The organism is Candidatus Eisenbacteria bacterium, assembly GCA_016867495.1.
Taxonomy (GTDB): Bacteria; Eisenbacteria; RBG-16-71-46; order CAIMUX01; family VGJL01; genus VGJL01.
Window position 1 is genome coordinate 1 of the sequence record VGJL01000001.1, and the last position, 26,094, is coordinate 26,094.

The following is a 26,094-nucleotide window of genomic DNA, read 5'->3' on the forward strand; positions in this document are numbered from 1 at the left end:
CGATCCGCCGGCGGGGCTCGTCGCCGCGGCAGGACGTTTCCTGGCGGCTTCGCTCCTGGGCGGCTGCGTAGCCTACGCGTGCGACCGCTGGATCCCCCTCCCGGCCCCGCCCCGTCTCGCGGCAGCCGGGACCGGCGGAATCCTCGCCTACATCGTCGTGCTCACGGCGATGGGCGCGGAGGAGCCGCGGGACCTCTGGGCGATCCTCGGAGGGAGGCTGCGGAGGAAGGGATGAAGCTTCTGGAGGAGCGGCTGCGCATGCTGCCGCGGCGGCCGGGCGTCTATCTCTTTCGCACCAGCGCCGGCGAGGTGCTCTATGTCGGCAAGGCGAAGAGCCTGCCGCCGCGCGTCCGCAGCTATTTCCGCACGCGCCACGAGCCCGGATCGAGGCTGGCCCAGATGGTCCAGCGGATCCATGACATCGAGACGATCGTGACCGGGTCCGAGACGGAGGCGCTCATCCTCGAGGCGAACCTGGTCAAGGAGCATCGTCCCCGCTACAACGTCTTCTTGAAGGATGACAAGAGCTACCCGTTCCTCCAGGTGACGACAGGCCATCCCTTCCCCGGCCTCTTCCTCACGCGGCGAGTGATCGCCGATGGGTCCCGGTACTTTGGGCCGTACACATTCGTGAAGGGCCTGAGACGGACGTTGAAGGGGCTGCGCGGCGTCTTCCGGCTGCGCAACTGCACCGATCAGAGGTTGGAGAGCGGGGGACGCGAGTGCCTCGAGTACTTCATCGAGCGCTGCCCGGCTCCCTGCACGGCGAGAATCGATCAGGCCGACTACGGCGCCATCGTCGCCCGTCTCCTTCGTTTCCTCGGGGGAGATGTCGGCGGCGTCGTGGAGGAGATGCGCGCTCGGATGCTCGCCTGCTCCCGAGAAGCGCGCTTCGAGGAGGCAGCCCGCCTGCGAGACGACATCGCGACCCTCGAGCGGCTTGGCCTGCTCCAGAGAATGACCCCGGCGCTGCAGTCCGATACAGATGTCGTGGCGCTCGTCCGGCGCGGCGCGCGCGCCTGCTGCGTCGCCATGCATGTGCGCGACGGGAAGGTCCTCGGCAAGGAGCAGCGCATCGTCCTCAGGGCATCGGAGACGGAGGAGCCGGAGATCCTGAGGCTCTTCCTCATCGATCTCTACGGCGGTGCTCAGGATCCCCCCGATCTGATACTCACATCGCTCGCCCCCTCGGAGGCGCCGCTCCTGGAGGGGTGGCTGTCATCCCGGCGGGGGGCCGCGGTGCGGATCCGCCCGGTCCGCGCGGGCGCGAAGCGAGGGCTGCTCGACCTGGCCCGAGAGAACGCGCATCTCGGACTGGAGGAAGAAGAGCTCCGGCAGAGGAAGAGGCGGACTCTCGTCGACCCCGGGATCTATGAGCTTCAGGAGAGGCTCGGTCTACCTCGAATCCCCTATCGAATCGAGGGGTTCGACATCTCCAACCTCCAGGCGACCTATGCCGTCGCGGCTCAAGTCTGCTTCCAGGACGGATCACCCTTGAAGAGCGCCTATCGCCGCTATAGGATCAAGCAAGTCCAAGGACCGGACGACGTTGCCATGATGGAAGAGGTTCTCAGGCGACGGCTCGGGAGGCTGCGGCAGGATGGAGGGGCTGGGCCCGATCTGATCCTGGTCGATGGGGGGAGAGGGCAAGTGGGCAGGGCGGTAGCCGTCCTCGAGCAAGCGGGCCTTGGCGAGATCGCCGTCTTGGGGTTGGCGAAGCGGGAGGAGCAGTTGGTCATCCCCGGCGTCAGCGAGCCCCTCCGTCTCCCTCGCAACTCGGACGCGCTCCGACTTCTGCAACGGGTCCGCGACGAAGCCCATCGTTTCGCCCTCTCTTACCATCGGTCTATTCGGGGGAAGGGGCAGACCAGGTCCGCTCTCGATCCGTTGATGGGAGTCGGAAGGGTGAGGCGGGCGCGTCTGCTCGAGCGCTTCGGCAGCGTCGAGGGGGTCAGGCGCGCAAGCGTCGAGGCCCTGGTGCGCGTGCCTGGGATCGGGCCTCGGATCGCCCGGCGCATCAAGGAGGGGCTCGGGGCCGCAGAGATCCCGCGAGCGGAGATCTCCGGAGGGACCGTTGACGAGTCTTGAGGCGGCGCTGGACGCCTACCTCGACCACCTGCGCCTCGAGAGGCGCCTCTCCGCGCGCACCGTCATCTCCTACCGGAGCGACCTGGTCCAACACGTCGCCTTTCTGCTGGAGTCCGGCGTGACGGCCTGGAAGCAGGTCGACACAGAGCTCCTGCGAAGGGACCTCGCGCGCCTGCACGGGGAGGCGAGAGCGCGGCGGAGTCAGCAGCGGTACAGGAGCAGCCTCCGGGGGTTCTACCGGCGCCTTCTGGAGGAGGGGGAGATCGACCAGAGCCCCGCCAGGGACCTGGAAGGCCCCCGCGTGGCGCGGCGACTTCCCGAGAGCCTCTCGATCGAGGAGATCGAGAGGCTCCTGGATGCGGCGGGCGGGCGGGAGCCTCTCGACTTGCGGGACCGCGCGCTTCTCGAGATCGCTTATGGCGCAGGTCTGCGCGCCTCGGAGCTGGTCGGCTTGGGCGCTGAGGCCGTCGACCTGGAGAACCGCCTGATCCACGTTCATGGCAAGGGAGACAGGGAGCGGGTGGTTCCTCTGGGCAAGCCGGCCTGCCGGGCCGTGCGGGACTACGTCGCGAGGGCTCGCCCCCGCTTGGCCCCCGGTGGGGGATCGGAGCGCCTCTTTCTCAACCGCCGGGGTCGCCCCCTCTCGCGAATGGGCTTCTTCCGGATCGTTCGAAAGAGGGGAGAGGTGGCCGGCCTCGATCCTCGCCGCCTCCATCCGCATCTCCTGAGACACACCTACGCGACCCACCTCCTCCAGAACGGAGCATCCTTGAGGATCGTTCAGGAGCTACTGGGCCATCGCTCCCTGACCACGACGGAGATCTACACAGCCGTCGACCCCGCCTACCTCAGGCGGATTCACAGACAGCACCACCCCCGCGGCGGGGGATGAAAGGAGCCCGCGTGAGACGCGCCACATGCGATCGGAGGGGTTTTGGAGGGGCTGGGGCCGTCCTGCTAGCTCTGCTGCTCCAGCTGGCCTCCCTGGTTGCCCCGGCAAGCGCCTACGAGCACCGCCAGAGCACCCCCAGCTTCGGAGTCCAGTTCGGGTATGGACGAGTGTTCGGTGACGACTCGTACCGGATCTCCTATCCCGAGGGGACTGACGAGACCTACCGAGTCGGAATCTCCAAGTACCACGATGAGTGGGGACCGTCCGCCCATGTCGCCGTCCGCTTCGTCCTGGACCGCAGCCACGCGCTCGGATTCGGGTTCGACGACCTGCGCTACAAGAGGAACGCGGACCTCGATTCGGCCCTCAAGGGTTCTCTTGCGCAGTGGGCCAAGTTCACGTCCTTCCGGGCGGACTACTACATGTACGTGAACCGTCGCCAGAAAGCCTCCTACTACGTGGCCCCCAGCGTGGGGATCCAGCAGCGCGAGATCCGCTTCGCCAGGAGCGAGGTGGAGAAGCGCGAATTCCGCCTGCTGTACGGGGGGGCCCTGGGTATGGAATACTTCATCCGCCGGTCCTTCAGTGTGGACCTGAGCGGCCGTGTCTATGGCCTGCCGGGGCAGGACGGCACCAACCTGGTGGTCCAGCCAGCGCTGGGAATCCACATCTACGTGATCTGAGAGGAGAGGGGTTGGCTCCGGTCAAGCGGTTCGCGGTGGGGGACACGCTCCACCATGTCGACTACGGGGAGGGGATGGTCGTTGGGGTGCGCCCCCGCCCCTTCTTCGACATCCTGGAGGTCGCCTTCCAGGACGGCGTGCGCAGGCTGAACTCCAACCACCCGCGCGTCGGCCAGAAGGCCCCGGAGCCTGCGGGCGCCCCCCAACCGAGCGAGAACGCGCCCGAGGAGGCGCGCCCCGGGACGCAGGACGAGAACGGCGCCCTTTGCATCGATCCCGAGACGGTCGACGCCTTCCGATCGCTCGCGGAGATGCCCAAGGGAAGCGCAGAGCGATTCCTGGTCCACCTCGCCGCGGAACGCCTCGCGCTCACAAGGGGATTCGAGAACCTGCTCTGCCTGAACGGCGTCCGCGATCTCGAGCGCTATGACTTCCAGATCCGGGCCGTCCTCAGGGCGCTCCGCCAGATGCGGGGCAGGGCCCTGCTCGCCGATGAAGTCGGTCTGGGAAAGACGATCGAGGCGGGACTGATCCTCAAGGAGTACGCGCTGCGAGGCCTGGTCCGGCGCGCGCTCGTGCTCGCGCCCGTTTCCCTGCTCACGCAGTGGCGGGAAGAGCTGACGCACAAGTTCGATCTTCCGTTCGTCGTGCGCGCCCGGGGCGAGGGATGGGGGAACCACGCCTTCCTGATCGCCTCGCTCGACACCGCCAAGACGGAGCGCAATCGGGAGGAGATCGGGCGCCAGGGATTCGACATCCTCGTGGTTGACGAGGCCCACCGCCTCCGCAATCACCTCACCCAGGGCTGGAGGTTCGTGGACGCCCTCTCGTTGAAGTACCTCCTTCTCCTCACGGCCACGCCCGTCCAGAACGACCTGCGCGAACTCTACAACCTCGTGACTCTGCTGAAGCCTGGCGTGCTGGGAACCTATCGGGCGTTCAGGAAGCAGTTCATGGTGCGGGGCGACAAGCGGTTGCCCAAGAACACGCGGCAGCTCTCCTCTCTTCTGAGCGAGATCATGATCCGGACGACGAGAAGCTCGACGGCGCTCAAGTTTCCCAAGCGCGAGGTGATGATCGAGACCTTCGACTTGAGCCCGGAGGAGAGGCGCCTCTATGACGGGGTGTCGAGCTTCGTCCACGACATCGTCTCCGACAGCGAGCCGGACGAGTACGGCCATTGGCACTTCCTCTTGCTCGTGCTCCAGAAGGAAATGGGCAGCAGCCACCTCGCCGCGCAGAAGACTCTCGAACGCTCGGCGCGGGTCTTCCGGACGGGAAACCAAGCGAAGAGACTGAAGCGCCTGGTCGAGATGGCCCGCGCCGTGCGCGTCAGCAGGAAGTTCGAGGGCCTGCAGCAACTCCTGAGCAAGACCGACGCCGACGAGAAAGTCCTCATCTTCACCCAGTTCCGCCGCACCCTCGAGTTCCTCGAGTCGGGGCTTCGCGCCCTGGGGGAGGAGCCGGCGATCTTCCACGGCAGCCTCACAGCGGCGGAGAAGGACACTGCCGTCGAGGCCTTTCGGCGCGACAGGCGGATCCTGATCAGCACGGAAGCAGGGGGAGAGGGGCGCAATCTGCAGTTCTGTCGCACCGTGGTCAACTACGACCTCCCGTGGAATCCGATGCGGATCGAGCAGCGCATCGGCCGCGTGCATCGTCTGGGTCAGACTCGAGACACGAGGATCCACAACTTCACCGCCAAGGACACGGTCGAGGACTACGTCCTCGCCATTCTCCACCGGAAGATCAACATGTTCGAGCTGGTCATCGGCGAGATGGACATGGTCCTCGGCCAATGGAGCGAGCGGGAGAGCTTCGAACAGCGCGTCTTCCAGATCTGGGCGAGTCACCGCAACAGGAAGGACCTCGAGGAGGCCTTCGGCGCCTTCGGTGAGGATCTTCTGCTGGCGCGCAAACGCTACGAGAAGATCCGCGACTATGACCAGGCGATCTTCGAGTCGGTCGGGGCGCGGGAGGGGGAGATCTCGTGATCAAGGCTTCGGTCCTGCAGCGCTTCGTCGAGGATTGGCTCGAGGTCCGAGGGCTTGAGCCGCAGAGGCTGGAGCCGGACGTCTGGTCGTTTCGGCTTCCCAAGGAGCTGCGCGAGCGCTTCGGGCGCGGGGAGCTCGTCTTCTCGTTCAACCAGCGGGCCCTCTCGCGCCACCCGAGATCGGAACTGGCCACGGTCGGGAATCCTGTGTTCGACCGTCTCCTTGCCGTGGCGCGCGAGGAGGGGCGCGTCGGAATAGCCTTCGCAAGACCACCCTCTTCAGCCGCGCGCCCGCCCGCGCTCTCGAAGGCGATCAGCCTTGGAGGACAGCCGCCCGCGAAGGTCGAGCCGACCTACCAAGCGGTCTACCACTTCGTCTTCACGATCGGTTATCCATCGATCGAAGCTCCGGACGAGACCGAGGTGGTCAGCGTCGATGGGGCCACGCTCGAGACCTGGGCGCAGACGCCCGATCTGGCCGATCTCTGGGGAACTCTGGAGCCTGAGCCGCGAAAGGGCCGGAGCCTGCTGCCGCCGCTGCCGATTCCGCCGCGGGTGATCGAGACTGCCCTGGCCGGATTCGAGAAACGGATGAGGCGCCGCATCAAGAAGGTCCTGGCCACATCGGAGACCCGGCTTCAGCAGGAAATCGAGTCGATCCAGGGATACTACGAGCAGCTGATCGAGGAGGCGCGCAATCAGAGCCGCCGGTGGGCGACCAAGGTCGAGGACCGGGAAGACCGGATCCGATGGCTCCAGCTCGAGTGGAAGCGAAGAACCGAGGAAGCGAACGAGTTCTGGAGGCCCAGGGTGAGCGCCCGCCTCGTGGCTCTCGGTCTGCAGATGATGCCGCGCGCCGCCTATCGATACGCCGGCCCCGGCAAGGGCCAGGGCAGGTCCGCTCCGCGCGGCGCCCTGCTGGTATGGGACGAGCAGTCCCGCAGGTTCCTGCCGCCCTACTGCGAGGCGTGCGGCAGGGTGGGTCTGACGGAACCCCAGGCTCGCCCGCGGGGGGGGATGGTCTGCCTCGAGTGCGCCGGCAAGGAGCGAGAGATCGAGCATCAGAGTCTGGAGCCGGGGGAGAAGGGGGGATCTCCGCGTGAGAAGCCGCGCGGGAGGCGGGCACGCGGGCACTTGACCCTGGTCCCCGGGGACCGATAGGCTCGAACAGTTCGCGCCTGATAGTTCGAGGAAAGGGAGGCATGGGTTGACGGAGAGGCTTTCCAAGGAAGAGCTGCGCGAGGATCCGGTCCTTAAGGCCGCCGCGCGCTTCGCCCAGGCGGTCCGGGAGAGGGCCGCGACGATCGCCATCGTGGTCGGAGTCTTGGTGGTGGCCCTCGTGGCGGTGCATTTCATGCGCCAGTCTCGCGCCAAGACTGCCCGGCAGGCCGCAGTCGTTCTGCTCGACGCGGAGTCCTACTACCAGAACGGAATGCTGGAGATGGCCGCCCGGCAGTTCCAGGAGACGGCAGAGAGGCACGGAAGCACCCCGAGCGGGAAGCTCGCCCGCCTGCGCAACGCCGACTGCCTGCTCGAGATGGGACGGCCCGAGGAGGCCGCCCGTCTCTATGAGGCATTCCTCCGAACGCGTCCTTCAGATGGATTGCTCCGGGCCTCTGCTCTGAGAGGGACGGCGGCCTCGCTTCTCGCCCTCGGCAGGGTCGAGGACGCGGGGCGGAAGTTCCTGGAATCGGCGGCTGTCGACGGCTCGCCCATGCGATCCGACGATCTCGCGTCGGCCGGATCGGCCTTCGCGGACGCCGGGAAGTACGACGACGCGATTGCGGCCTACCGGCTGCTGCTCGAGAAGTTTCCGGAAAGCCCCCGGGCGCGCGAGGCGCGCGAGGGGCTCGCGGCGGCCGCGGCGCGCAAGGGGCCCTGACGCGCCGCTCCCTGCGCCGTCGCGCGGTCAGTAGGTGACAACGACGAGGCCTGGGCCCTTCCCCCGAAGGGACGGAAGAGCCGCACCGACATCCCGGGCCGTCACGGCCATCGGCGCTCGCAGCCTCTCGTCGATCCCAAGGGGATCTTCTCCGCTCAGCATCGCCATCCCAGCCGCATAGGCCCTGTTCATCCGGGTCGCGCGCCTCATGAGGGCGCGGCCGTAGATCTGCGCCGCCTGCGTCGTCACGGCCGCGGAGTCGGGCGCGTTCGCGAGGGCCGCCCCCAGGAACTCATCGAATCCGGCCAGGATCCGCGGGAGATTCTTGCTGGCGGAGCCGGCAGAGGCCGTCCAGAGGACCGTGCCGTCATCGAGCCACTCGACCGAGGAACCGATCGAGTAGGCGAGGCCCTCTGTCTCGCGGAGCTGGAACTGGATCGCGGAGGAGAGAACCGCATTCCAGACCTCGATCGCCGGTTGTGTCTCGCCGTCCACCCTTCCCAGGAGGCGGGAATAGACGAGGCTTCCTTGCTTGGCGTCCATCCTGTGAACACGAAAGAGAACCGACTCGGGGAGAGCGAGACCCGGCAGGTCCGGCGGGATCGAGTCGGCGCTCGGGAGCGACCCGCGAAGGCGCGCGGCAATCGATTCCCCCAAGTCGAGCGGGGGAGGGGACGAGCCGGCGGGAAGCTCGCCCAAGTGACGCTCGGCGAGCGCCACGACGTCCTCCGGCGGCAGGGAAGTTCCCACGACCAGGAGCATCCGATTGCCGATCCAGTAGCGGCGCGCGAGATCGCGAAGCGCGGGGGGAGTGATCCTCGCGAGCGTCTCGGGGGTTCCGAAAACGGCGCGCGACCGCGGAGCGGAACCATGGAGCGCCCTTCGCGCGATCGCCCGCCCTGCGGTTGCGGCGCTGGCCGAGGCGCGTTGGGCTGCCGCGAGCATTGCCTTCTGCTGCTCCCCGAACTCCTCGTCGGTCCAGGCCGGAGGGCCCAGGAGCTCGGCAAGCAGGGCGAAAGCCTCCTCAGCATGCTCGTCCAAGGTCTGCAATCGGACGAAGCTGGCCCGAGGGCTCGAGTAGAAGTCGTCATAGGGGATGTTCGGGTCATCGGCCGTCTTCACCTCAGCGCCGATCCCCCTGAGCCTGCGGGCGAGCTGCTCCGGCGAGGACTTCGATGTTCGGACCTGCATCAGGCGGTGGAGCAACTCCACGGCGCCATCCAATCCATCCGGCTCGACCTCCGATCGTCCGCGAACCAGAAGATGGAGAGCGAGAACGGGGCTCTCGGCACCCGATAGAACCAGCAGATCGATGCCGTTGCGGAGGGTCGTCCTCAAGTGCGCGGCGCCAGCCCCTGAGGTGTCGTCGGGCTTCGTTTCCTCGCGGGGCAGAACGACCGCCAGCCGGAAGCGATCCCCGGGCCAGCGAGAGTGCTCCGTTTCCAGGTCTTCTATCGTGAGGCGGGCGAGCCGCTCGGGAAGCGTGAGGATCGAGGAGAGCCCCTGGCCGGCGATCTTGTCTCCGCGAACGATGCCGTAGAAGTGCGGCTTCTCCCGCAGGAAGAACTCCTCGGTTTCCTGGCTGACCTTCCATCCATGCAGATCGGACTCCGAGGGGAGTGGGATCGTCCGCAGGATCTCCGGCACGACCGGCTCGACGGCCCGCCAGTCCAGATCTGCGTCCGTCTCGACGCGGATACGCAGGAAGGTGCCCCCGGGAGCGAAGTCGAGCCACCCGCCGCAAGAGTGGATCCCGCGCGGGAAGCGCTCCCGCAGAGCCCTTTCGAACGGGGAGAAGCTCTCTCCGGCGAGGAGCGAGGTCAGACACTCGACGGCCAGGCATGCGGGTCCATCGGGGGAGGGGCCCGGAAAGGTCCATTGCTGGACCGCCGTCGCTCCCCCACTGCTGGCGACGGTAGGGGAGGGGTCCCACGCCGGCTCTGCCAGGGCTGCGGCTGGCGGAACCGGCCCCGGGGGCTCGGCCCCGAAGATCTCATGAAGCGCCCTTTCCATTTCGCTTGAAGCAAAGTCGCCAATCACCAGCACGCTCATGTTTTGCGGCGTATAGAGACCCTTATAGAAGGAGAGGATCGTCTCGCGGCTCAGGGCCTTGATCGAGCGTTCGCTGCCAAGCACCGGAAGGGCTAGCCCAAGCCCTCCTGGACCGAAGGTCATCAGATCGAGGAGCCGCTCGCGGTCGAAAGTCCCCGCGTCCTTGTCCTTGGCGAGTTCCGCTAGGATGATGCCCCTCTCTTTCTCGAGCTTCTCGGGAGGAAGGATCGAGTGAAAGAGCATGTCCCGCTGGATCTCCAGCCCCTGCCGGATCTTCTCCGATGGAGTCAGCATCATGTAGAGGACATGGTTCCGGCGCGTCGTCGCGTTGTTATAGGCGCCAAGGGCATCGACCTCCGCATAGAGCTGCTCCTGCGTCCGGCTCTCCGTCCCATTGAAGAGAAGATGCTCGAGGAAGTGGCTCGCCCCGCTCGTCGTGAAGTCCTCGCGGGCCGACCCCGAGTGGACGAAGACCGAGCTGCCGATGAGGGGGGCGGCGTGGTTCTCGAGAAGCAGGTAGGCCATGCCGTTGTCGAGGTAGCCCCAGCGTGGCGGGTTCAGATCGGCCCGCGCGCCGCCGGCAGCGACGGGGGAGAGGCATGCCAGCAGAAGGGAGAAGGCCAGGAAGCCGGCCCCGAGAGCCCTTTTGAGGCTCTGTCGTAATGGCGCATAAGAACTATTATGTAACGTAGTCAATTCAGCCCCACGCCCTGCGGCCCGCTCAAATCGCATCGCCGTCCCTTGCATTCCGCCTCCTTCCCTCCAGCGGCCTGCCCCCCGCTGAACCCGCCGGGCGGCAAGCCTGTCACACAACACGCTGGCGCGCGAGCCGCTAGAGCAGCATACGCAGTCGCACGCCCCTGCCTGCCGAACGGCACGCCCCCTGCAATCCGAAACCGCGGAGGTGAGAGCGAATGGACGCAACAGCGTCCACTGAGTCTCGCCTCCTTGCGAGGGGGCCGACTCTGGGCCGCCCGTGAGCAGTCCCGGCAGCCACGGACCGCGAGAATACTCTAGGCGTTCCGTGAATGGCTGCCAGGCACGGCGGAGGCGGATGACACCCCAAGAAATCGCCGGCGGCATGCCGGCATCCGATCGGGCCCCCGGCTACGTGCCCTTGGGGCCCGATCATCTATCTCCTCGCTAGCCGAGCTCGGCAAGCCGCTCGCGGGAGCGGGCCGCCAACCATCCCTCCGGGAGCGTCTCCAGGATCCGTCGGAACTGCTTGCGCGCCTCTTTCCTGTCCCCATCGGCGAGGCAGGACTCCGCCAGATGGTAGAGGGCGATCCCGCGCATCCTTCCCCGGCTCATCTTCGCAAGCGCCGCGAAGAGCGGGCGCGCCTCGCCCGAGCGTCCCGCCCCCATCAGCGCCCTCCCGCGCAGTAGCAGGAGATCCCCCGCTCGATCTTCCCCGAGGTCCGCCCCCGCCTCCGTCGTTTCCTCCAGCAGCGCGCATGCCTCCTCGTGGGCGCCGCGACGCAGGAGAATGCGCGCAAGGTCGATCCTCACCTCGATCAGCTCGGGATGGTCCTTCGCCCTCTGGCGGAGCGTGTACTCCTCTGCGCCGGCGTCGAGGAGACGATCCAGAAGCAGAGCGAAGTCGGACGGCGCCTTGTAGCCCCGGACTGCCTGGATCGGCGAACCGTCCCAGCGAAGGAAGACGACCGTTGGAAAGGCCGTCGCCCCGAGCTTGCGCGCGAGATCCGCCCTCTTCTCGCCATCCACGCTCACCGCGACCATCCGGCATGAGCGTTTGACCACGGCCGGGTCCCGATAGGTCTCGCGCTCCATCTTCCGGCACCATCCGCACCAGCCCGTGTAGAAGTTCGCCAGGACGACCTTGTCCTCCACCTCGGCTTGCTCGAGCGCTGTCTCCAGATCGGCGACCCATCTTATCGCCTGAAGATCCTCGCATCTCTCCCCGGCCCCCATCGACTCCGCGGACGCACACAGAGGGAGCAGGACGACGGCCAGCACCGCAAGGCAGCCCCGGGATCGATGCCGCATCGAACCGCCTACGAGACGCCGAGGGCGCCCGCCAGGGCGCTCTTGAGCGCATCCTTGCTCATGGCCCCGACCTGCTGGCCCACCGGCTTGCCCCCCACGAAGAAGATGAGCGTCGGGATCCCCTGGATCCCGTAGGCGCCCGGCGTCGCATGGTTCGCGTCCACATCCAGCTTCGCGAAGAGGACCTTGCCGTCCATCTCAGCCGCGAGCTCCTTGACGACCGGCGCCATCAGCCTGCAGGGATTGCACCATTCGGCCCAGAAGTCCACGACGACCGGGATCTTGCTGCTCAACACAACGCTCGCGAACGTCTCATCTGTGACATCGATAACCTGCGCCATTTCTTCTCCTCGTTTCGCGCCCTACTCACCCTTGCGCGCCGTCCCCTCGGCTCGGCACACCCTCGCCAACATCGTCTCGAAAGCGGTCTCCTGTACGATGGAAGCGATCTCTCCCCTCTTGATCGCACGTTCAAGACCGTAGCACTCCCTGAGCAGCCGGAGGACGGCGCGCGGGTCGCGTCCCCCCTCTCCTCCTCCCCTCCCCCACCTCGCATCGAGGAACTTGCTTCCCATCATCCAGGTCACGGCCGCGGGAGCGAACTTCGGCCGCACCGCGGCCCAGTAGCGCAGAGCAAGCCTGACGTCCCCGCCCAGAACCGCCTGCTCGAGGTCCGCGAGCGAGCCGGCGATTCCCGACCTCAGCCAACTCCGCAAGTCCTCATCGGTCACCTTGGCGCCCGAACCCAACCGCAGGGCGAGCCGATCGATCTCGTTCGAGATCTCCATGAGATTGGGACCGACCGCGTCGACCAGCCTGCGCGCGGCATCCTCAGGCAGGGAGAGGCCATGGCGCTCCTGGGCGAGCTTCTGCGCGAGCGCGACGCCGTCAGCATGACCCGGGTGATCGAGAGGGATCACGGCGTCGACGCGCGAGAGCGTCCCCTTCACGAACTCGCTCGCCCGCTCGAGCTCCCATAGCGGCTTCTCGCTCGTCAAGACGAGATGGACGCCGGGGCTGGGCGAGTCGAGACAGCGCCAGAACTCCTCCCGGTCGGCTTTGCCGGAACGCCCGTAGCGCTCCACTTCCGTGACGACCACGAGGCGCGCGTCGCCGAAGAGACCCACCACCCGGAGCCCTGAGGTCAGCTGCCCAAGCGGCAACTCGCGCGCCTGGTAGGTCTCGCGGCTCCAGCGGCCGCTGTCCGCTTCCTGTCCGAGCACAGAGCGCCGCAGGAGCGCCAGCATCTGGTCGCGGATCAAGACCTCGGGGCCCGCCAGCAGAACGCTCCCCGGAGGACCGAACTTCTCCAGGAGGGGCGCGAACTTCCCCGGCGCCGTCCGCTTCCCGCCCCAACCCGCGCTCACCATTGCTCCATCGTCCGCGCAAGGACATCCTCGGCGAGGTCCGCGATCGCCTTCCTGCGCGCCGCCTCCTCGTCGCGCAAGCCGTCCTGCCCCTCTCCGGCGACGCGGTAGACGGCCGAGACGACCAGCGACTCCTCGCTCCAGAGCTCTCTGTTCTTCACGCTGTCTCGCATCGTGAGCCCAACGCGCATGACGACGATGTAGTCCTCTGGAACCTGGGCGGCCGAGTAGTTGTGGACCTTGTTCTCGTAGGAGACCACCCGCCCCTCGAGGATGCAGTCGGCGCGGCTCTCCCCCGCGATCTTCAGGCGGCCGTCTTGCAGGAAGCGCTGGGTGATCGCATCGGTCACCTCGTTCGCCAGCGCTGGCTCGTGAGTGTCGTTCATCAGGATCGGAACGGAGACGCTCTTGATGTGCGACGGCAGCGAGCTGCCCGTGAAGGAGTAGATCCCGCAACCCGAGGCGAGAAGAGCGACCCAGGCGAGATGGCAGGCGCGCGCACGATTCCCCATGGACGGAGTATAGGAAGCGCGCGCGCGCGGGACAACTCTAGGGCTCGCGCGCCCCCACAGGCTCGCGCAGCCCGTACTGCTTCATTCGATATCTGAGCTTGTCGCGGGTCGTCTGGAGGATCTCCGCGGCCCGGGTCTGATTCCCGCCGGCCGCCTCGAAGACTCGGCCGATCAACCCTCTCTCGACCGCCTCCATCCACTCCTCGAAGGGAATGCCGCCCGGGTCGATCTTGCCGTCGACCATCACCCTTCGGATCGCATCCAGGAGATCTCCTCCGCCTCCCGCCCCGACCGCCTCTCCGCCCATCTTGAGCTGCTCGGCCTCGATCCTCTCTCCATCCTCCAGGAGCACGGTCCGTTCGATGACGTTCCGCAGCTCGCGAATGTTGCCGGGCCAGGCGTACTCGAGCAGCTTCGCCATCGCCTGGGGGCGGATGCCCCGGAAGCGCCTGCGGAATGCCTTGCTGAAGAAGGAGACGAAGTGCTCCGCCAGCAGGGGGATGTCCTCCCGTCTCTCGCGGAGGGCGGGCATTCGGATCGGCACGACCATCAGACGGTAGTAGAGGTCCTCGCGGAAGCGCCCCTCCCCCACCATCCGCGCCAGATCCTGGTTGGTCGCGGAGAGGATCCGCACGGAAACCTGGATGTCCCGGGTTCCGCCGACCCTCCGGAACGACATGTTCTCCAGCACCTTCAGGACCTTGACCTGGAGGTTCGGGCTCATCTCGCCGATCTCGTCCAGGAACAGGCTGCCTCCGTCGGCGAGCTCCAGGAGTCCCTGCTTCCTCGCGCGGGCGTCCGTGAAGGCCCCCTTCTCATGCCCGAAGAGCTCAGACTCGAGAAGCTCCCGCGGGATCGCCGCGCAGTTGATCTCGAGGAAGGGGCCGTTGGCGAGAGGGCCCATGTCGTGGATGTAGCGGGCGATCACCTGCTTTCCCGTGCCGCTCTCGCCGGTGATCAGCACGCTCGTCGTGTCGCTGGCGGCTACCTTCTCGGCGACGTCATAGACGGCCTGGATCGCCGGCGAGGTCCCGCGCACGAATTCGCGTTCGTAACGCTCCTTCTCGTGCCGGCGCCGCATCGAAAGCTCCCTGAACGCCCGCGCCGACTCCAGAGCCTTGCCGCAGAGCACCTGGACCTGCTCGAGGTTCACCGGTTTGATCAGGAAGTCGTAGGCGCCAGCCTTCATCGCCGCCACGGCGGTCTGCACCTCGCCATAGGCCGTCATGACGATCACGGGCAGCTCCGGCTCCCGCTCGCGCAGGCGCTCGAGGAGGTCGATTCCGGATCCGTCCGGAAGACGGAGATCGAGGAGGACGAGATCGGCGCCGTCGGCGGTCGCCCTCTCCCATCCCTCGGCCAGCGTGCCGGCCGAGCGCACTGCGTACCCTTGCTGCTCCATCGCCCGGGTGAGGAAATGGCGCAACGATTCCTGGTCGTCGATGATCAATACGGAAGCCGACATGCGGATCCTCCCTACGGGATCGGATCGGGCAGCCTGAGCGTCACCCGCGTTCCTCGCCCCTGCTCGGAGGCGATATCGATCTCGCCGCCGTGCTGGCCAACGATTCCGCGGCAGACATACAGGCCAAGACCCGTCCCGGTTGGTTTCGTCGAGTAGAAGGGCTCAAAGATGTGGGCGAGGTGTTCCGGCGGAATCCCAGCGCCCCCGTCCTGTATCCAGAGCAGAGTCGAGGGCCCGCCGCCGGGATCCTTCTCCCAGCCGACCTCGATCCGACCGCCGGGCCGCGACGCCTCGGCGGCATTTACGAGCAAGTTCACCAGGACCTGGAGCAGCCGGTCCACGTCCACGTCGATCTCGGCTTCCCCGTCAGCCGCCCGCCTCGGCTCGACAATAAGGCTGAGGTTGCGCTCGCGGAGGGCCGGCTCGACTGCCTGACGCGCCCGCAGAATCAGGTCCTCGACGCGGATGCGAGTCCTCTGGAGAGGCTGATTCCTGGAGGGCTCGAGCAGATCCCGCACGATCCGATCGAGACGGGCGATTTCGGCCTGCACGAACTTCAGGTCGCCCTGATTCTCCGCGGGAAGCGCTCGCGACAGGAACTCGACGCCGGCTCCGATCGCGGCCAGGGGATTGCGGATCTCGTGCGCGACCGACCCGGCGAAGCGACCCAGGGCGGCCAGCCGGTCGAGTCTGCGGACCTCCGCTTCCATCGTCCGGATCGGACGCAGATCCGAGAAGGTCGCGACGATCCCGCCCTGCGCGCCGTCATCCCCGTTCAGGGGAACCACGGTCACGCTGACCGGGACCTTCTCCCCCTCGGAGGCGATGCCCGCCTCAGCCTGGGTGATCCGTTCGCGCTTGGCCAGGCCCTGCAGACAGTGACGCACGAGAGCGGGCGCGCGGCCTCCAAGGTCCTCCACCTGGCGCCCTAGGACGTCCGCCGCCTTCAGGCCGAGCATCGAGAGCGCCGCCGGATTCGCCGCGTTCACTCTTCCATTCCCGTCTGTGGCGAGCAGTCCATCTCCCATCGCCTCGAGGAGACACTCACGAAACTCCTGTTCCTGCCGGCTGCGGCGGCTCTGCCGAACGCTGTCGAGGAGCGTCGCGGTTTGAAACCCCAGCTCGGCGAGATCGAATGGGTCCTCGCCGGCGCCGGAATCGTGAGCGGGGCGTACCGCCAGGACTCCGATCACGCCGCCCTCTTCATGGGACAGCGCCTCGTCCCGCTCGCCGTTCCTCGCGCCCGAGCGCAGGGGAAGGATGAGGGGAAGGCAAGGCGGCGCCCCGACCGTCCCGCTCCGGGCGGCGCCCCGGACGGTCTCCCCGCCGAGGGCCGATTCCCATGCCGTGCCTCGAAGAAGCTCCTCCGGCCAGGCGACCGCCTCGCAGTGCGGGCCGTCGCCCGAGCGGGCCCTGTATCCCTGAAGCCGGCCGTCGTCGCGCCGCGTGAGCAGGAGCACCTCCGCCAGGGCGTAGGCGTGCCGAAGGTAGAGAGTGACGGTCCTCAGGGTCCGCTCCTCCTCGGGCTGGCGGAGGAGCGTCTCAGTCAGCTCCCGCAGGGCCGCGAGACGCACATCCTCCTCGATCAGCCTGCGCTGCTTCTTCTCCAGAAGCTCCAGGATCGGCCAGAGGACCATCTCGGCGTCCCCGTGGGGCGCGAGCAACGGAACTTCAGGGATGAGCGCCCTCAGATCGTCCAGGCGCGCGCGTAGCGTGGCCCTTGCGGGCCTTTCGACCCGCAGGCGCGAAGTTGCTTTGCCGGGCAAACCGACGCCCTCCGTTGGGTTTCCCCACGGATATCGGCGCTGCGGAACGAGCGGTTGAGGAACTTTGCGCTAGGCGGACAGGTGGGAAAACAGGCCCCGGTTGTCCGTTGCCCATCGGATGAGCCGCGCGACACCATCGGCCGGAGAGACGAGGGGCTCCCATCCGAGCTCCCTGCGGGCCTTCTCGATGCTCGAGATATAGACCTTCTGATCGCTCGGCCTCCAGGGCCCGTAGGCGCACCGGACGGGGCGCCCGAGGTGACCCCTCAGGAGCTCGAGAAGTTCGAGCAACGATAGGGTGTTCCGCGGCCCGCCGCCCAGGTTGTAGACACCGACCTGCGGTCCTCTCTCGATGAAACACTCATAGGCGCGGATCAGATCATCGACCCAGAGGACGTCGCGGACCTGGCGCCCGTCCCCGAAGATCGTCAGCGGCGCGCCGGCCAGCGAGGCCAGAACGAACCATGCGACCCATCCCTGGTCCTCAAGCCCGAATTGCCGCGTGCCATAGATGCACGACATCCGGAAAACACCCACGCGGAGGCCATACAGGTGGCCATAATCCTGCGCGTAGAGGTCCCCCGCCAGCTTCGAGCATCCGTACGGCGTGTGCTCGCAGAGGTCGATTCCGTAGCCTTCGGGTATTCCGCCCTCGTAGTCCCCTGCGAAGAGATAACGGTCCTTCTCCTCTCGCAGCGGAACGCGATTCACATTCGCGCCGTAGACCTTGTTGGTCGAGCAGTAGAGCACCGTCGGCCGCGTCGGGGAGAGCCGCGCCGCCTCGAGGACGCGAAAGGTGCCCAGGGCATTGGAAAGGAAGTCGGTCTCCGGATCGACCGTCGACGTGGTGACGGCCGTCTGCGCGGCGGCGTGCAGTACGGCATCGGCATCCCTCAGGGCGCGATCCATGACGCCCGGTTCGCGGATGTCGGCCCGGATCCTTTCGATGCTCGACATGGAACCGAGGCGGTCCCAGTTGTATTGGGCGTTCGGATCCTCGCGACGCAGGAGACGCCCGCGCGAGAGGTTGTCGACCACGACCACCGCGTGGCCGCGCGCCGCGAAACTCTCCGCGGCGTGCGAACCGATGAAGCCCGCCCCTCCGGTCACGACGATGCGCGCCATTCCAGATCTCCCGCGCCGCCATTACGGCACGACGTCAGACTATCGAGCCGGACGTCGGGTGGCAAGCCGCGCGGCCAGCGAGGACGCGGGGGTTCCGGGGCGAATCGCTGATCGACCGCTCAAGGGCGTTCCCCGTCGATGACGCTCACGCTGAAGGAGTGGGCCGTCCCGGTCTCCTGCTCCGGGACATAGGCATAGCCGAACCGAATCTTGCCGAGGGGGATCTCCACTCCCCCGCTGATCGTCGCCGGCTCGGCGCGCCGATCGCCGCGAACCGCGAGACCGGCCAAGAGAGAGGACCCGGCAGGACCTTCGAGGCGGACCCCAGTCAGAGCCCGGGCCTCGCCGCCTCGCTCGGCGACCAGGCTCAACGCGATCTGTCCCTTCCGGGCCAGCCGCATCGCCCCGCCCAGAGCGACCTCGGCCGGAAGCGGATAGCGATCCTCTTCCCCTTCGCAGTCCGGACCGAGGTTGCGGCCGCAGGCGGCGAGGGTGAAGGGGCCGGTGTCATACTCAAGACCGGCGCCAAGAGCGACGCCGCCGGCGGGCCTGCCGGGCAGATGAAGACGCATCATGTGGAGCGACGCGCCCAGACGGAGACCCGGCGCCACCGGGCGCGCATACCCCAGGCCTCCAACGACCTCGGCCGGGGCGAAGGTCCCGCCCTCGCTCCCGTCCGAGTCATAGGCCGGCATCGCCCCGGCGTGTAGCGCCGAGATTTCCGCAGCGCAGACGCCGCCGAGCATGCCCGCGCTGGCGCCCGCCCACTCCAACTTGAGGCCCCACATCCAGTCCTGATGGGCCATGCCGATCCAGGGGGATCTCTCGCTGGCGAGCCCGGCCGGGTTTGCGCGCAAGGCGCTCGGACCAGCCTCCGCCGCGCAGTGCTGCCCACCCCGCGCGATTTGGGCCGATGTGACGGGTCTTCTGAGCGACTCGAAGGCGAAGATCCCGCCCCCGGCACCGGATGAGCCCACAGAGAGGCATATGCAGACGGCAGCGGAAACCGCAGAGAGGATCGGCTTGCTCGAGGCTCTCAGGTCGGACATGGCCCTGACAAACGCCGCGATATTCGTGCCTGTCGGCGCAATCGGGCATGGAGACCAGCGCAGGGCGTAAAAGAGCTATTACCTGCGCGTTACGCGTTTCTTTGAGGAGGAGGGAAAGGGATCTCTCTCACCGCAAACGGGCGTCGACCTTGCGGATTGCACGGCGCCCTGGCGACCTGCCAGAGACGAGTGTCACTTCTGCGCTTCGTCCGACGCCTGGACGGTCAAGCGGATCCCGTCCTCGAACCCGATCGTGGGCGCGAATCCCAGGAGCTGCCTGGCCAGCGAGACATCGGCCTGCGAGTCGCGAACATCCCCCTCCCGCGGCGGCGCGAACACGGGCTTCGGCTCCCGTCCCATGAGACGCCCTAGATGATCCAGAAGCGCAAGGAGCGAGATTCGCTCTCCGCAGGCCACATTGAGGGCCTGGCCGCCAAGGCGCGGGCCGTCGAGGGCCTTCAGGTTCGCTTCCACCACGTTCGCGACATAGGTGAAGTCGCGCGTCTGGTTCCCGTCCCCGTAGATCGTCGGCGATCGCCCCTCCGCGAGAGCCCGAATGAAGAGCGGGATCACGGCGGCATAGGGCGACTCAGGGTCCTGTCGCGGGCCGAAGACATTGAAGTAACGCAGAGTCACGGTTCCCATCCCATAGAGCTCGGCGTACAGCCGAGCATACTGCTCCGCGACCAGCTTGGAGAGGGCGTACGGCGATCGCGGCGCGGCCGCCATGCTCTCGCGCTTCGGCAGCTCGGGCTGATCGCCATAGACCGAAGAGGACCCCGCGAGGACGAATCGCTCCACACCCGCCCTCCGGCATGCCTCGAGCAGGATGAGGGTTCCATCCGCGTTCACCTGATGAGTGGTCCAGGGATCGCGGACCGACCTCTCGACGGACGGAAGGGCCGCCTGATGGGAGACCGCCACGACACCCTCCACCGCGTCCGAGACCGTGGCGGCGTCCCGGACGTCTCCTTGGATGAAGTCGATCCTGTCCGGATAGCGCGAGAGCAGGGCCTCCACATTCTGTCGCCGCCCGGTCGACAGGTCGTCGAGGATCCGAACCGCACGGCCCCTCGCGGCCAGCCCATCGGCCAGATGGGAGCCTATGAAGCCGGCTCCCCCCGTTACAAGGACCAGTTCCCTCATCATCCTCCCCGTCTCAGAGCCGGAACAGCTTTGGGCTTTCAACGCCCTTCCAGACGTTGCGCGTGTCGACCACCAAGCGGCTCTGCGCAAGGATGCGCCCATAGTCGATCGAGCGGTGATTCGTGATCACGACAGCGCAGTCGTAATCCTCGAGGACCGCGTCGTTCAGCTCGACCGACTCCAGGCGCGCCTCCCCGAACTCGAGCTCAGGGACCCGGGGATCGTGGTAGTCGACATCGCCCCCCATCTCCTTCAGCAAACCTATGACGTCCAGGGCAGGCGACTCGCGCGTGTCGTCGATATCGGCCTTGTAGGCGACGCCGATCACCAGGACGCGGGCGCCATTGACGCTCATGCGTATCGAGTTCAGGGCGCTGACGACCCGGGCGACCACTTCTCGCGGCATCTCCGAGTTCACCTGGCCCGCAAGCTCGATGAAACGCGCCTCGAAGCCGGCCGCTCGAGCTTTCCACGACAGGTAGAAGGGATCGATCGGAATGCAATGGCCCCCGAGCCCCGGTCCAGGATAGAAGGGCATGAAACCGAAGGGCTTCGTGGCCGCAGCATCGATCACTTCCCAGACATCGATCCCCATGCGGTGGCAGAGCAGCGCCATCTCGTTCACCAGCCCGATGTTGACGCTCCGGAAAGTGTTCTCCAGGAGCTTCACCATCTCGGCGACCTTCGGGGAGCTGACCGGCACGACGGTCTCGAGCGTGCACCCATAGAGGAGCGCCGCCAGCCGCGTGCACTCGGGAGTCACTCCGCCCACGACCTTGGGGATGTTGCGCGTTTGGTAGACCGAATTGCCGGGATCGACTCTCTCGGGCGAGAAGGCCAGGTAGAGGTCGGTCCCGACCTTCAGGCCTGACTCCTCGAGAGACGACTGGATCAGCTCCTCCGTTGTGCCGGGGTAGGTCGTGCTTTCCAGGATGATGAGCATCCCCGGATGGAGGTGGCGTCCGATCTGGTCGACCGCGGATACTATGTACGACACATCCGGATCTCGCGTCTTGCGCAAGGGCGTCGGCACGCAGATGTTGACGACATCACAGGCGGCCAGCGCCGACGCATCGGTTGTCGCATCAAGCCTTCCGGACTCGACTAGAGGGGCCAGGTCGTCCCCGGGGACATCCTGCACGTACGAGATGCCGCGCATCACATGCTGAGCCTTCATCGGATCGGCCTCGACACCGGTCACGCGGAATCCCGAGCGCGCAAACTCGACGGCCAGCGGGAGACCCACGTATCCCAGCCCAATCACCCCCAGGTGCGCCGTCCGCTCGCGTATCTTCGTCTCCAGATCCACGATCTCCCCCTTCTTTTCTAGAAGTGATCGGTTGGATGCGGCGGCGCTTGAGCCGGATCCCACTTGGCAGCCCGTCGACCGCCGGGGCGATCCCCTCTTACTCCACGATCCTTCGCGCCCGCCCACCCGTTTGGACGATAGGGCAGCGCGCGACGGCGGGCAATCATCCCCATTTGCCTCGGAATCCCCGGAACCGTATGCTGTTCTTGACAGTTGAAGAAGAACCGGCCGGCCGAAGAGAGTAGGGCGGCTGATGCCGGAGGGGCACGGAGGGAGATCGAATCATGGGACTGAAGCGAACAGGCCTGGTCTTGACCGGATGCGTCTTCCTCGCGGCGCTCTTGATCGGCGTCCTCTTCCTGAACAACGGGATCGCCTCTGGCGGGAGCGTCTACACGCAGCTTCAGGTTCTCACCGAGGTGCTCCGGCTGGTCACCGAGAACTATGTCGAAGAGGCCGACGGGACCGCTCTGGTCAATGGGGCGATCGCCGGCATGCTCGACGAGCTCGATCCCCACTCCACCTACTTGGACCCGGACCGCTACAGGCGCATGCAGGAGCGCAACCGCGGCATGTACTACGGCATCGGCGTCTCCTTCGAGATCGTCGACGGCGATCTCACGGTGGTCTCCGCCATCGATGGCTCCCCCTCCCACAAGCTCGGCATCCGGCCCGGCGACGTCATCGTCAAGATCGACGGCGTCTCGGCCAAGGGTATCAAGCAGGAAGAGGTTTTCGACAAGCTCAGGGGCGAGCGGGGAACGATCGTGCACGTGACGATCCGCCGCCCCGGGGAAGAAGAGCTTCACGAGTTCGACATCGTGCGCGATGAGATCCCCATCTTCAGCGTCCCGTATTCCTTCATGCTGCGACCAGGCGTCGGGTATGTCCGGATGATCCGCTTCTCCGGCACGACCAGCGACGAGCTCGAGGAAGCGCTCCAGAAGCTCGAATCGCAGGGGATGGAGGAGTTGATCCTCGACCTCAGGGGCAACGCGGGCGGTTTCTTGAACGAGGCGATCGAGGTGGCGGACAAGTTCCTGCCCGCCGGCAAGAAGCTGGTCTACACCGTCGGCCGGATTCCTGACTCGAGCGAGGAGTACTATTCGACCGGGCGCGGGAAGCACACGCGCTACCCCCTCGTGCTGCTCATCGATCACTACAGCGCCAGCGCTTCGGAGATCGTCTCAGGGGCCGTTCAGGATTGGGACCGCGGCCTCGTCGTGGGCCAGACGAGCTTCGGCAAGGGCCTGGTCCAGCGGCAGTACCAGCTCAAGAACGGAGGCGCCCTCCTCCTGACCGTCGCCCGCTACTACACTCCCAGCGGTCGCCTGATCCAGCGAGACTACTCTGACAAGGAGCAGTACATGAGAGCCGAGCTCGACGACGGCGCGCCGGAAGCCTCTCCGGATGTCGAGGCGGCCGAGATGCCCGAATTCAAGACCGCGGCCGGCCGGATCGTCTACGGCGGCGGCGGCATCACGCCTGATGTGAAGCTCACCGAACGGTGGCTCTACAGCAGGCTGCAGCGCGCGCTGGACCGCTCCTACTTCGACTTCGCGAACCGCTTCGTGAATGAGAGTCGCTACCGGCCGCCCAGCTTCGATGAGTTCCGCCAGAGTTTCGTGGTCACGGATGAGGTCTTGCGCTCCTATGAGGCCTTTCTCAAGGACCGCGAGGTCAAGTACGAGCCGGACAGCCTCAAGGCGGAGATCGATCAGGTCCGATCAGGGATCAAGCGCGAGATGGCCCGCAATCTCTGGGGAGAGAACGAGCGCTGGCAGATCCTGATCGAGTCGGATCCACAGGTGCTCGCCGCGCTCGACCTTCTGCCTCAGGCCGAGTTGATGGCGCGCAACGAACCGGCCGGCGACTGGCAGACGCGATCGCGCTAGCAGCCCAGGCTTTGGCGCCAGGTTCGGCGATGCCTCGCCGGGAGGCCCCGGAACCGACGTCATCTCCATTCCCCCCGCCGACGGCATGGAGCCGAGGGCCGGCGGCTACGGCATGTTGCCGGCCGTCGTCACCATGATCTCGTTCGACGGACTGGCGTGCCCCCCCTTGTCCCTGACGTAGACTCTGTAGTAGTAGCTCTGGTTCGTCTGGAGCCCCTGATCGATCCACCTGGTGCGCTCGGCCTCGGTGATCGTCGCGATCAGCTGGTCATCTTCTCCGACTCCGGCGCTCGGCGAACGGTAGAGACGGTAGGACTGGAAGTCCCTCTCTTCGCTCGCCGTCCATGACAGACCGATCGTCGTCTGCCCTACCGGATCGGGCGCGCTGAGGGTCACGGCGGCAGGGTAGAGGTCGTCGATGACCGCCGCCACCTCGTTGCTCACCGAGGCTGCGCCGAACGCGTCGACAACCTCTACGACGTAGCGGTAGGTGGCGCCTTCCTCGATCTCGCTGGCATCGGTGTGGGTCGTCGTCGCTGACGACTGGATCGTAATCAGGATCTTTCGGTTGGGGTCGCGCAGCACATCGTTCCGCTCACCTCGGATCAGCCTGTAGGCGGAGAAGTCGGCATCGAAGTTGCGGCTCCATGACAGATGAACCTCGCGCGCAGTGACGCCGAAGGGAGGATCGAGGACGACTCCCGCCGGGGCATCGTTCGCGATCGGCCGGCCCATCACCTCGTTGCTGGGAGTCGAGAAGCCCAGGGGATCGACCACCTCCACGACATAGTAGTAGGTCGACTCAGGCGGGAGCCCCGTGTCGGTAGCGCTCGTCTGCGAGCGCGAGGAGATCTCCTGTAGCAGTCTGCGGGAAGGATCGGTCGCCACGCCCGGGCTCTCCGAGCGATAGACCACATAGCTCGCGAAGGGGAGCCCCTCCGGGGCGCGCGACCAGTGGAGCGTGATCTCGCGCGGACCCGCGCTGGTCGGCGTCTCGAGGACGACGGCGGGAGGATCGGCGTGCACGGTCAGCAAGCGCGGCGCCGCGAGCTCAGGAGCCTCGTTGCCTGCCTCATCAAGGAAGTGTCCCACCATCTCGGCGGCAAGGAACTGATGCGAACTCTCCGCCTCGTACGCCAGGACGAAGACCCCATCCGCCGCCGCCAGATCAGGGGCCGACCCGTCGTCCCGCATGGCCCGCCTCGGTCCGCCCCGCGTGATCTCCACCTCCGCCTGGCCCCCCGTCTCCCCCGCGACGAGTGTGAAGACGACGATCTCTCCAGGCGACCTGCTCTCGCTTCCCGAAAAGCTGAAGTCGCTGATCTCCGCGCGCGTGTCCAGTCGGATAGCGTCGCCGACGATCTCCGACGGATTCCCGTCCGCATCGGTGAAGCGCGCGTAGACCCTCTTGTCCCCATCGCCTTCCTCGAGAGTCCAGGCGAGCCTGGACGCGAACCCGACCGGGGATGATCCGCTCAAGTCCGCGGCCGATCCCAGCGTCACCGCAGCGGTCCCCGAGGGCCCGCGGAGATCCACCAGGACGGAGCGCGCGTTCGTCACGGGCCGCCCATCGGCGATGGCCACGGCATAGAGTCCGGGTGTCGCGAGCGCCTCGCGGGATCGAACCCCCTCCAGCCCGTTGTCCAGAACCGCACTCACGGAGAACCAGGCGCTCGCTCCGTTGGCCAGGCCCTCGACCGCGCATGGACTTGTCCCGGAGGAGTCAGCGAGCTCGATCTCGCCGGAAACCGGATCCTTCCTGTAGACGCGATAGGAGCGCACCCTGCTTGCCACCGAGGAGTCCGGCAACTGCCAGGAGACCGCGACGCGGCGGTTGCCGACCGTCGCCCCGACACCAGTCGGCACGGGCGGCCTCACCCCCCCGGCGTAGGGATCGCGTGGGTTCTGGCCGGCATCGAACGAGTGCTCCTTCGAGCACCCGGCCCCACCCGCAGCGAGGAGCACCACGAATCCCACTATTGCCAGCCTCTTTCTCGCCCTCATCGCTTCACTCCTCCATGCAGCGGCCACCGCAGCGAGAGGCCGATCCCGCTCGGTTCCTCCCCTCCCACAGCCAGCATCGGTCCACCGGCCCCCCATGGGGCGACGCCCGCATAGATCCCCCCGGCAGGCTCCGGGAAGAAGAGAAAGGCGTCGAGGACCGAGAGCGCGTAGACGCCCACGGTCGCGACCAGAAGCACCTGGCGGCGGTCGTATGCCCTGTCGGCCCTTCGCTGCGCGCGCTCCATCTGCCTTCTCTTATCGTCGAGCCAGGTGACGTTCTCCTCAGCTAAGTAGGCATCCCTGGCGGCCCGAAACGACTCCACATGATCCTTGTAGTCCTCGTCCAGCCACCAGAGCCCCCCCACCGCGCCGAGGCTCCCGAGCATGAAGAGGGCGCCCTTGCCCGGCTGCTCAGCGTAACGCTGTCCCCACCCAGGAAGCAGGACGGAGCGCGCCGCGGCCTTCCACCGTTGCTTGGGAACCAGCTCGATCGATAGGTCGCGAACATCGCCGGGCGCGATCTCGATCGTGCGGCGCCAGCGTTCGAACCCGCTGAGCGTAGCGCTCACCCAGTAGGTCCCTTGCAGGCCCCGTTGAAGGTCCCACGGGGTCGTGCCCCGCCATCGATGCGCCCCCGCCAGCGTCACCAGCGCACCGGATGGCTCCGATCGGATCCGGAGCACGCCCAAGGGGGCGAGGAGCGCGGGCGGAACTTGCTGGACTCCGGGCTCCTGTCCCCGGGCCGGCTCCGGCACGGCAAGCGTTGCGAACAGAAGCCCGATGAGCGTCGCGCCCCGGAGCCTCCTGGCGATCCCTGTTCCCGCGAGTCGCATCGATCCTCCTATGGTCCTATCTCGCC

20 protein-coding genes are annotated in these 26,094 nt (G+C 66.9%); 7 read left to right on the forward strand and 13 right to left on the reverse strand.

All coding sequences use genetic code 11. The features are described 5' to 3' along the window. The 6 genes from uvrC to FJY88_00030 form a co-directional block, all read left to right on the forward strand. Positions 1-2,088 (forward strand): excinuclease ABC subunit UvrC (gene uvrC, locus FJY88_00005; GenBank protein ID MBM3285727.1); only part of this gene is annotated, 2,088 nt, incomplete at its 5' end. Further along, positions 1,988-2,980, forward strand: coding sequence for a tyrosine recombinase (locus FJY88_00010; GenBank protein ID MBM3285728.1), 993 nt, complete (start codon positions 1,988-1,990; stop codon positions 2,978-2,980). The genes uvrC and FJY88_00010, both read left to right, overlap by 101 nt. Positions 2,981-2,991: 11 nt before the next feature. Continuing rightward, positions 2,992-3,663, forward strand: a complete 672-nt coding sequence (locus tag FJY88_00015; protein MBM3285729.1) for a hypothetical protein — start codon at positions 2,992-2,994, stop codon at positions 3,661-3,663. 11 nt (positions 3,664-3,674) lie between these two features. After that, positions 3,675-5,657, forward strand: coding sequence for a DEAD/DEAH box helicase (locus FJY88_00020; GenBank protein MBM3285730.1), 1,983 nt, complete (start codon positions 3,675-3,677; stop codon positions 5,655-5,657). Next, on the forward strand, positions 5,654-6,817 hold the full coding sequence (locus FJY88_00025; protein MBM3285731.1) for a hypothetical protein: 1,164 nt from the start codon (positions 5,654-5,656) through the stop codon (positions 6,815-6,817). Before FJY88_00020 ends, FJY88_00025 begins: the two co-directional genes overlap by 4 nt. Positions 6,818-6,863: 46 nt before the next feature. Further along, positions 6,864-7,538: a tetratricopeptide repeat protein gene (locus FJY88_00030; GenBank protein ID MBM3285732.1), complete on the forward strand. Its 675-nt coding sequence runs from the start codon at positions 6,864-6,866 to the stop codon at positions 7,536-7,538. Positions 7,539-7,565: 27 nt separating this feature from the next. Here FJY88_00030 and FJY88_00035 read toward each other — a convergent pair whose 3' ends face one another. From FJY88_00035 to FJY88_00085, 11 genes are all read right to left on the reverse strand, one after another. Further along, the gene (locus tag FJY88_00035; GenBank protein MBM3285733.1) at positions 7,566-10,673 is read right to left on the reverse strand and encodes an insulinase family protein; all 3,108 of its coding nucleotides are present in this window, start codon (positions 10,671-10,673) and stop codon (positions 7,566-7,568) included. A gap of 60 nt (positions 10,674-10,733) precedes the next feature. Next, positions 10,734-11,597 carry a tetratricopeptide repeat protein gene (locus FJY88_00040; GenBank protein MBM3285734.1) on the reverse strand — a complete coding sequence of 288 codons (864 nt, stop codon included), beginning with the start codon at positions 11,595-11,597 and terminating at the stop codon, positions 10,734-10,736. 8 nt (positions 11,598-11,605) lie between these two features. Further along, positions 11,606-11,938, reverse strand: a complete 333-nt coding sequence (trxA, locus tag FJY88_00045) for a thioredoxin (GenBank protein MBM3285735.1) — start codon at positions 11,936-11,938, stop codon at positions 11,606-11,608. A 21-nt stretch (positions 11,939-11,959) separates the two neighbouring features. Beyond that, positions 11,960-12,964 (reverse strand): hypothetical protein, encoded by a 1,005-nt coding sequence (locus FJY88_00050; protein MBM3285736.1) that lies wholly within the window; start codon positions 12,962-12,964, stop codon positions 11,960-11,962. Beyond that, on the reverse strand, positions 12,961-13,476 hold the full coding sequence (locus tag FJY88_00055) for a hypothetical protein (GenBank protein ID MBM3285737.1): 516 nt from the start codon (positions 13,474-13,476) through the stop codon (positions 12,961-12,963). The genes FJY88_00050 and FJY88_00055 overlap by 4 nt, the downstream gene beginning before the upstream one ends. A gap of 37 nt (positions 13,477-13,513) precedes the next feature. Further along, the gene (locus FJY88_00060) at positions 13,514-14,941 is read right to left on the reverse strand and encodes a sigma-54-dependent Fis family transcriptional regulator (protein ID MBM3285738.1); all 1,428 of its coding nucleotides are present in this window, start codon (positions 14,939-14,941) and stop codon (positions 13,514-13,516) included. An 11-nt stretch (positions 14,942-14,952) separates the two neighbouring features. After that, positions 14,953-16,707: a PAS domain S-box protein gene (locus FJY88_00065; GenBank protein MBM3285739.1), complete on the reverse strand. Its 1,755-nt coding sequence runs from the start codon at positions 16,705-16,707 to the stop codon at positions 14,953-14,955. Positions 16,708-16,776: 69 nt separating this feature from the next. Continuing rightward, positions 16,777-17,832, reverse strand: coding sequence for an NAD-dependent epimerase/dehydratase family protein (locus tag FJY88_00070; GenBank protein ID MBM3285740.1), 1,056 nt, complete (start codon positions 17,830-17,832; stop codon positions 16,777-16,779). Positions 17,833-17,951: 119 nt separating this feature from the next. Next, positions 17,952-18,689, reverse strand: a complete 738-nt coding sequence (locus tag FJY88_00075) for a hypothetical protein (GenBank protein MBM3285741.1) — start codon at positions 18,687-18,689, stop codon at positions 17,952-17,954. A 384-nt stretch (positions 18,690-19,073) separates the two neighbouring features. Next, positions 19,074-20,027: an SDR family oxidoreductase gene (locus FJY88_00080; GenBank protein MBM3285742.1), complete on the reverse strand. Its 954-nt coding sequence runs from the start codon at positions 20,025-20,027 to the stop codon at positions 19,074-19,076. A 13-nt stretch (positions 20,028-20,040) separates the two neighbouring features. Beyond that, positions 20,041-21,336: a nucleotide sugar dehydrogenase gene (locus FJY88_00085; GenBank protein MBM3285743.1), complete on the reverse strand. Its 1,296-nt coding sequence runs from the start codon at positions 21,334-21,336 to the stop codon at positions 20,041-20,043. Between the two features lie 284 nt (positions 21,337-21,620). Here FJY88_00085 and FJY88_00090 point away from each other — a divergent pair, with 284 nt between their 5' ends. Continuing rightward, complete coding sequence (locus tag FJY88_00090) at positions 21,621-23,231, forward strand: S41 family peptidase (protein MBM3285744.1); 1,611 nt, start codon at positions 21,621-21,623, stop codon at positions 23,229-23,231. Positions 23,232-23,336: 105 nt separating this feature from the next. On the opposite strand, the gene FJY88_00095 is transcribed toward FJY88_00090, so the two are convergent. Next, positions 23,337-25,235, reverse strand: coding sequence for a fibronectin type III domain-containing protein (locus FJY88_00095; protein MBM3285745.1), 1,899 nt, complete (start codon positions 25,233-25,235; stop codon positions 23,337-23,339). After that, on the reverse strand, positions 25,232-26,068 hold the full coding sequence (locus FJY88_00100; protein ID MBM3285746.1) for a PEGA domain-containing protein: 837 nt from the start codon (positions 26,066-26,068) through the stop codon (positions 25,232-25,234). Before FJY88_00100 ends, FJY88_00095 begins: the two co-directional genes overlap by 4 nt. Positions 26,069-26,094 lie beyond the last annotated feature (26 nt).

Bases quoted from the DNA above. Each gene is read 5' to 3' on its own strand.
- FJY88_00090 (MBM3285744.1), top strand. From the start codon at position 21,621: ATGGGACTGAAGCGAACAGGCCTGGTCTTGACCGGATGCGTCTTCCTC.
- FJY88_00040 (MBM3285734.1), bottom strand. From the start codon at position 11,597: ATGCGGCATCGATCCCGGGGCTGCCTTGCGGTGCTGGCCGTCGTCCTG.
- FJY88_00100 (MBM3285746.1), bottom strand. From the start codon at position 26,068: ATGCGACTCGCGGGAACAGGGATCGCCAGGAGGCTCCGGGGCGCGACG.
- FJY88_00035 (MBM3285733.1), bottom strand. From the start codon at position 10,673: ATGCCGCCGGCGATTTCTTGGGGTGTCATCCGCCTCCGCCGTGCCTGG.
- FJY88_00055 (MBM3285737.1), bottom strand. From the start codon at position 13,476: ATGGGGAATCGTGCGCGCGCCTGCCATCTCGCCTGGGTCGCTCTTCTC.
- FJY88_00080 (MBM3285742.1), bottom strand. From the start codon at position 20,027: ATGAGGGAACTGGTCCTTGTAACGGGGGGAGCCGGCTTCATAGGCTCC.
- FJY88_00095 (MBM3285745.1), bottom strand. From the start codon at position 25,235: ATGAGGGCGAGAAAGAGGCTGGCAATAGTGGGATTCGTGGTGCTCCTC.
- FJY88_00060 (MBM3285738.1), bottom strand. From the start codon at position 14,941: ATGTCGGCTTCCGTATTGATCATCGACGACCAGGAATCGTTGCGCCAT.
- trxA (MBM3285735.1), bottom strand. From the start codon at position 11,938: ATGGCGCAGGTTATCGATGTCACAGATGAGACGTTCGCGAGCGTTGTG.
- FJY88_00070 (MBM3285740.1), bottom strand. From the start codon at position 17,832: ATGGCGCGCATCGTCGTGACCGGAGGGGCGGGCTTCATCGGTTCGCAC.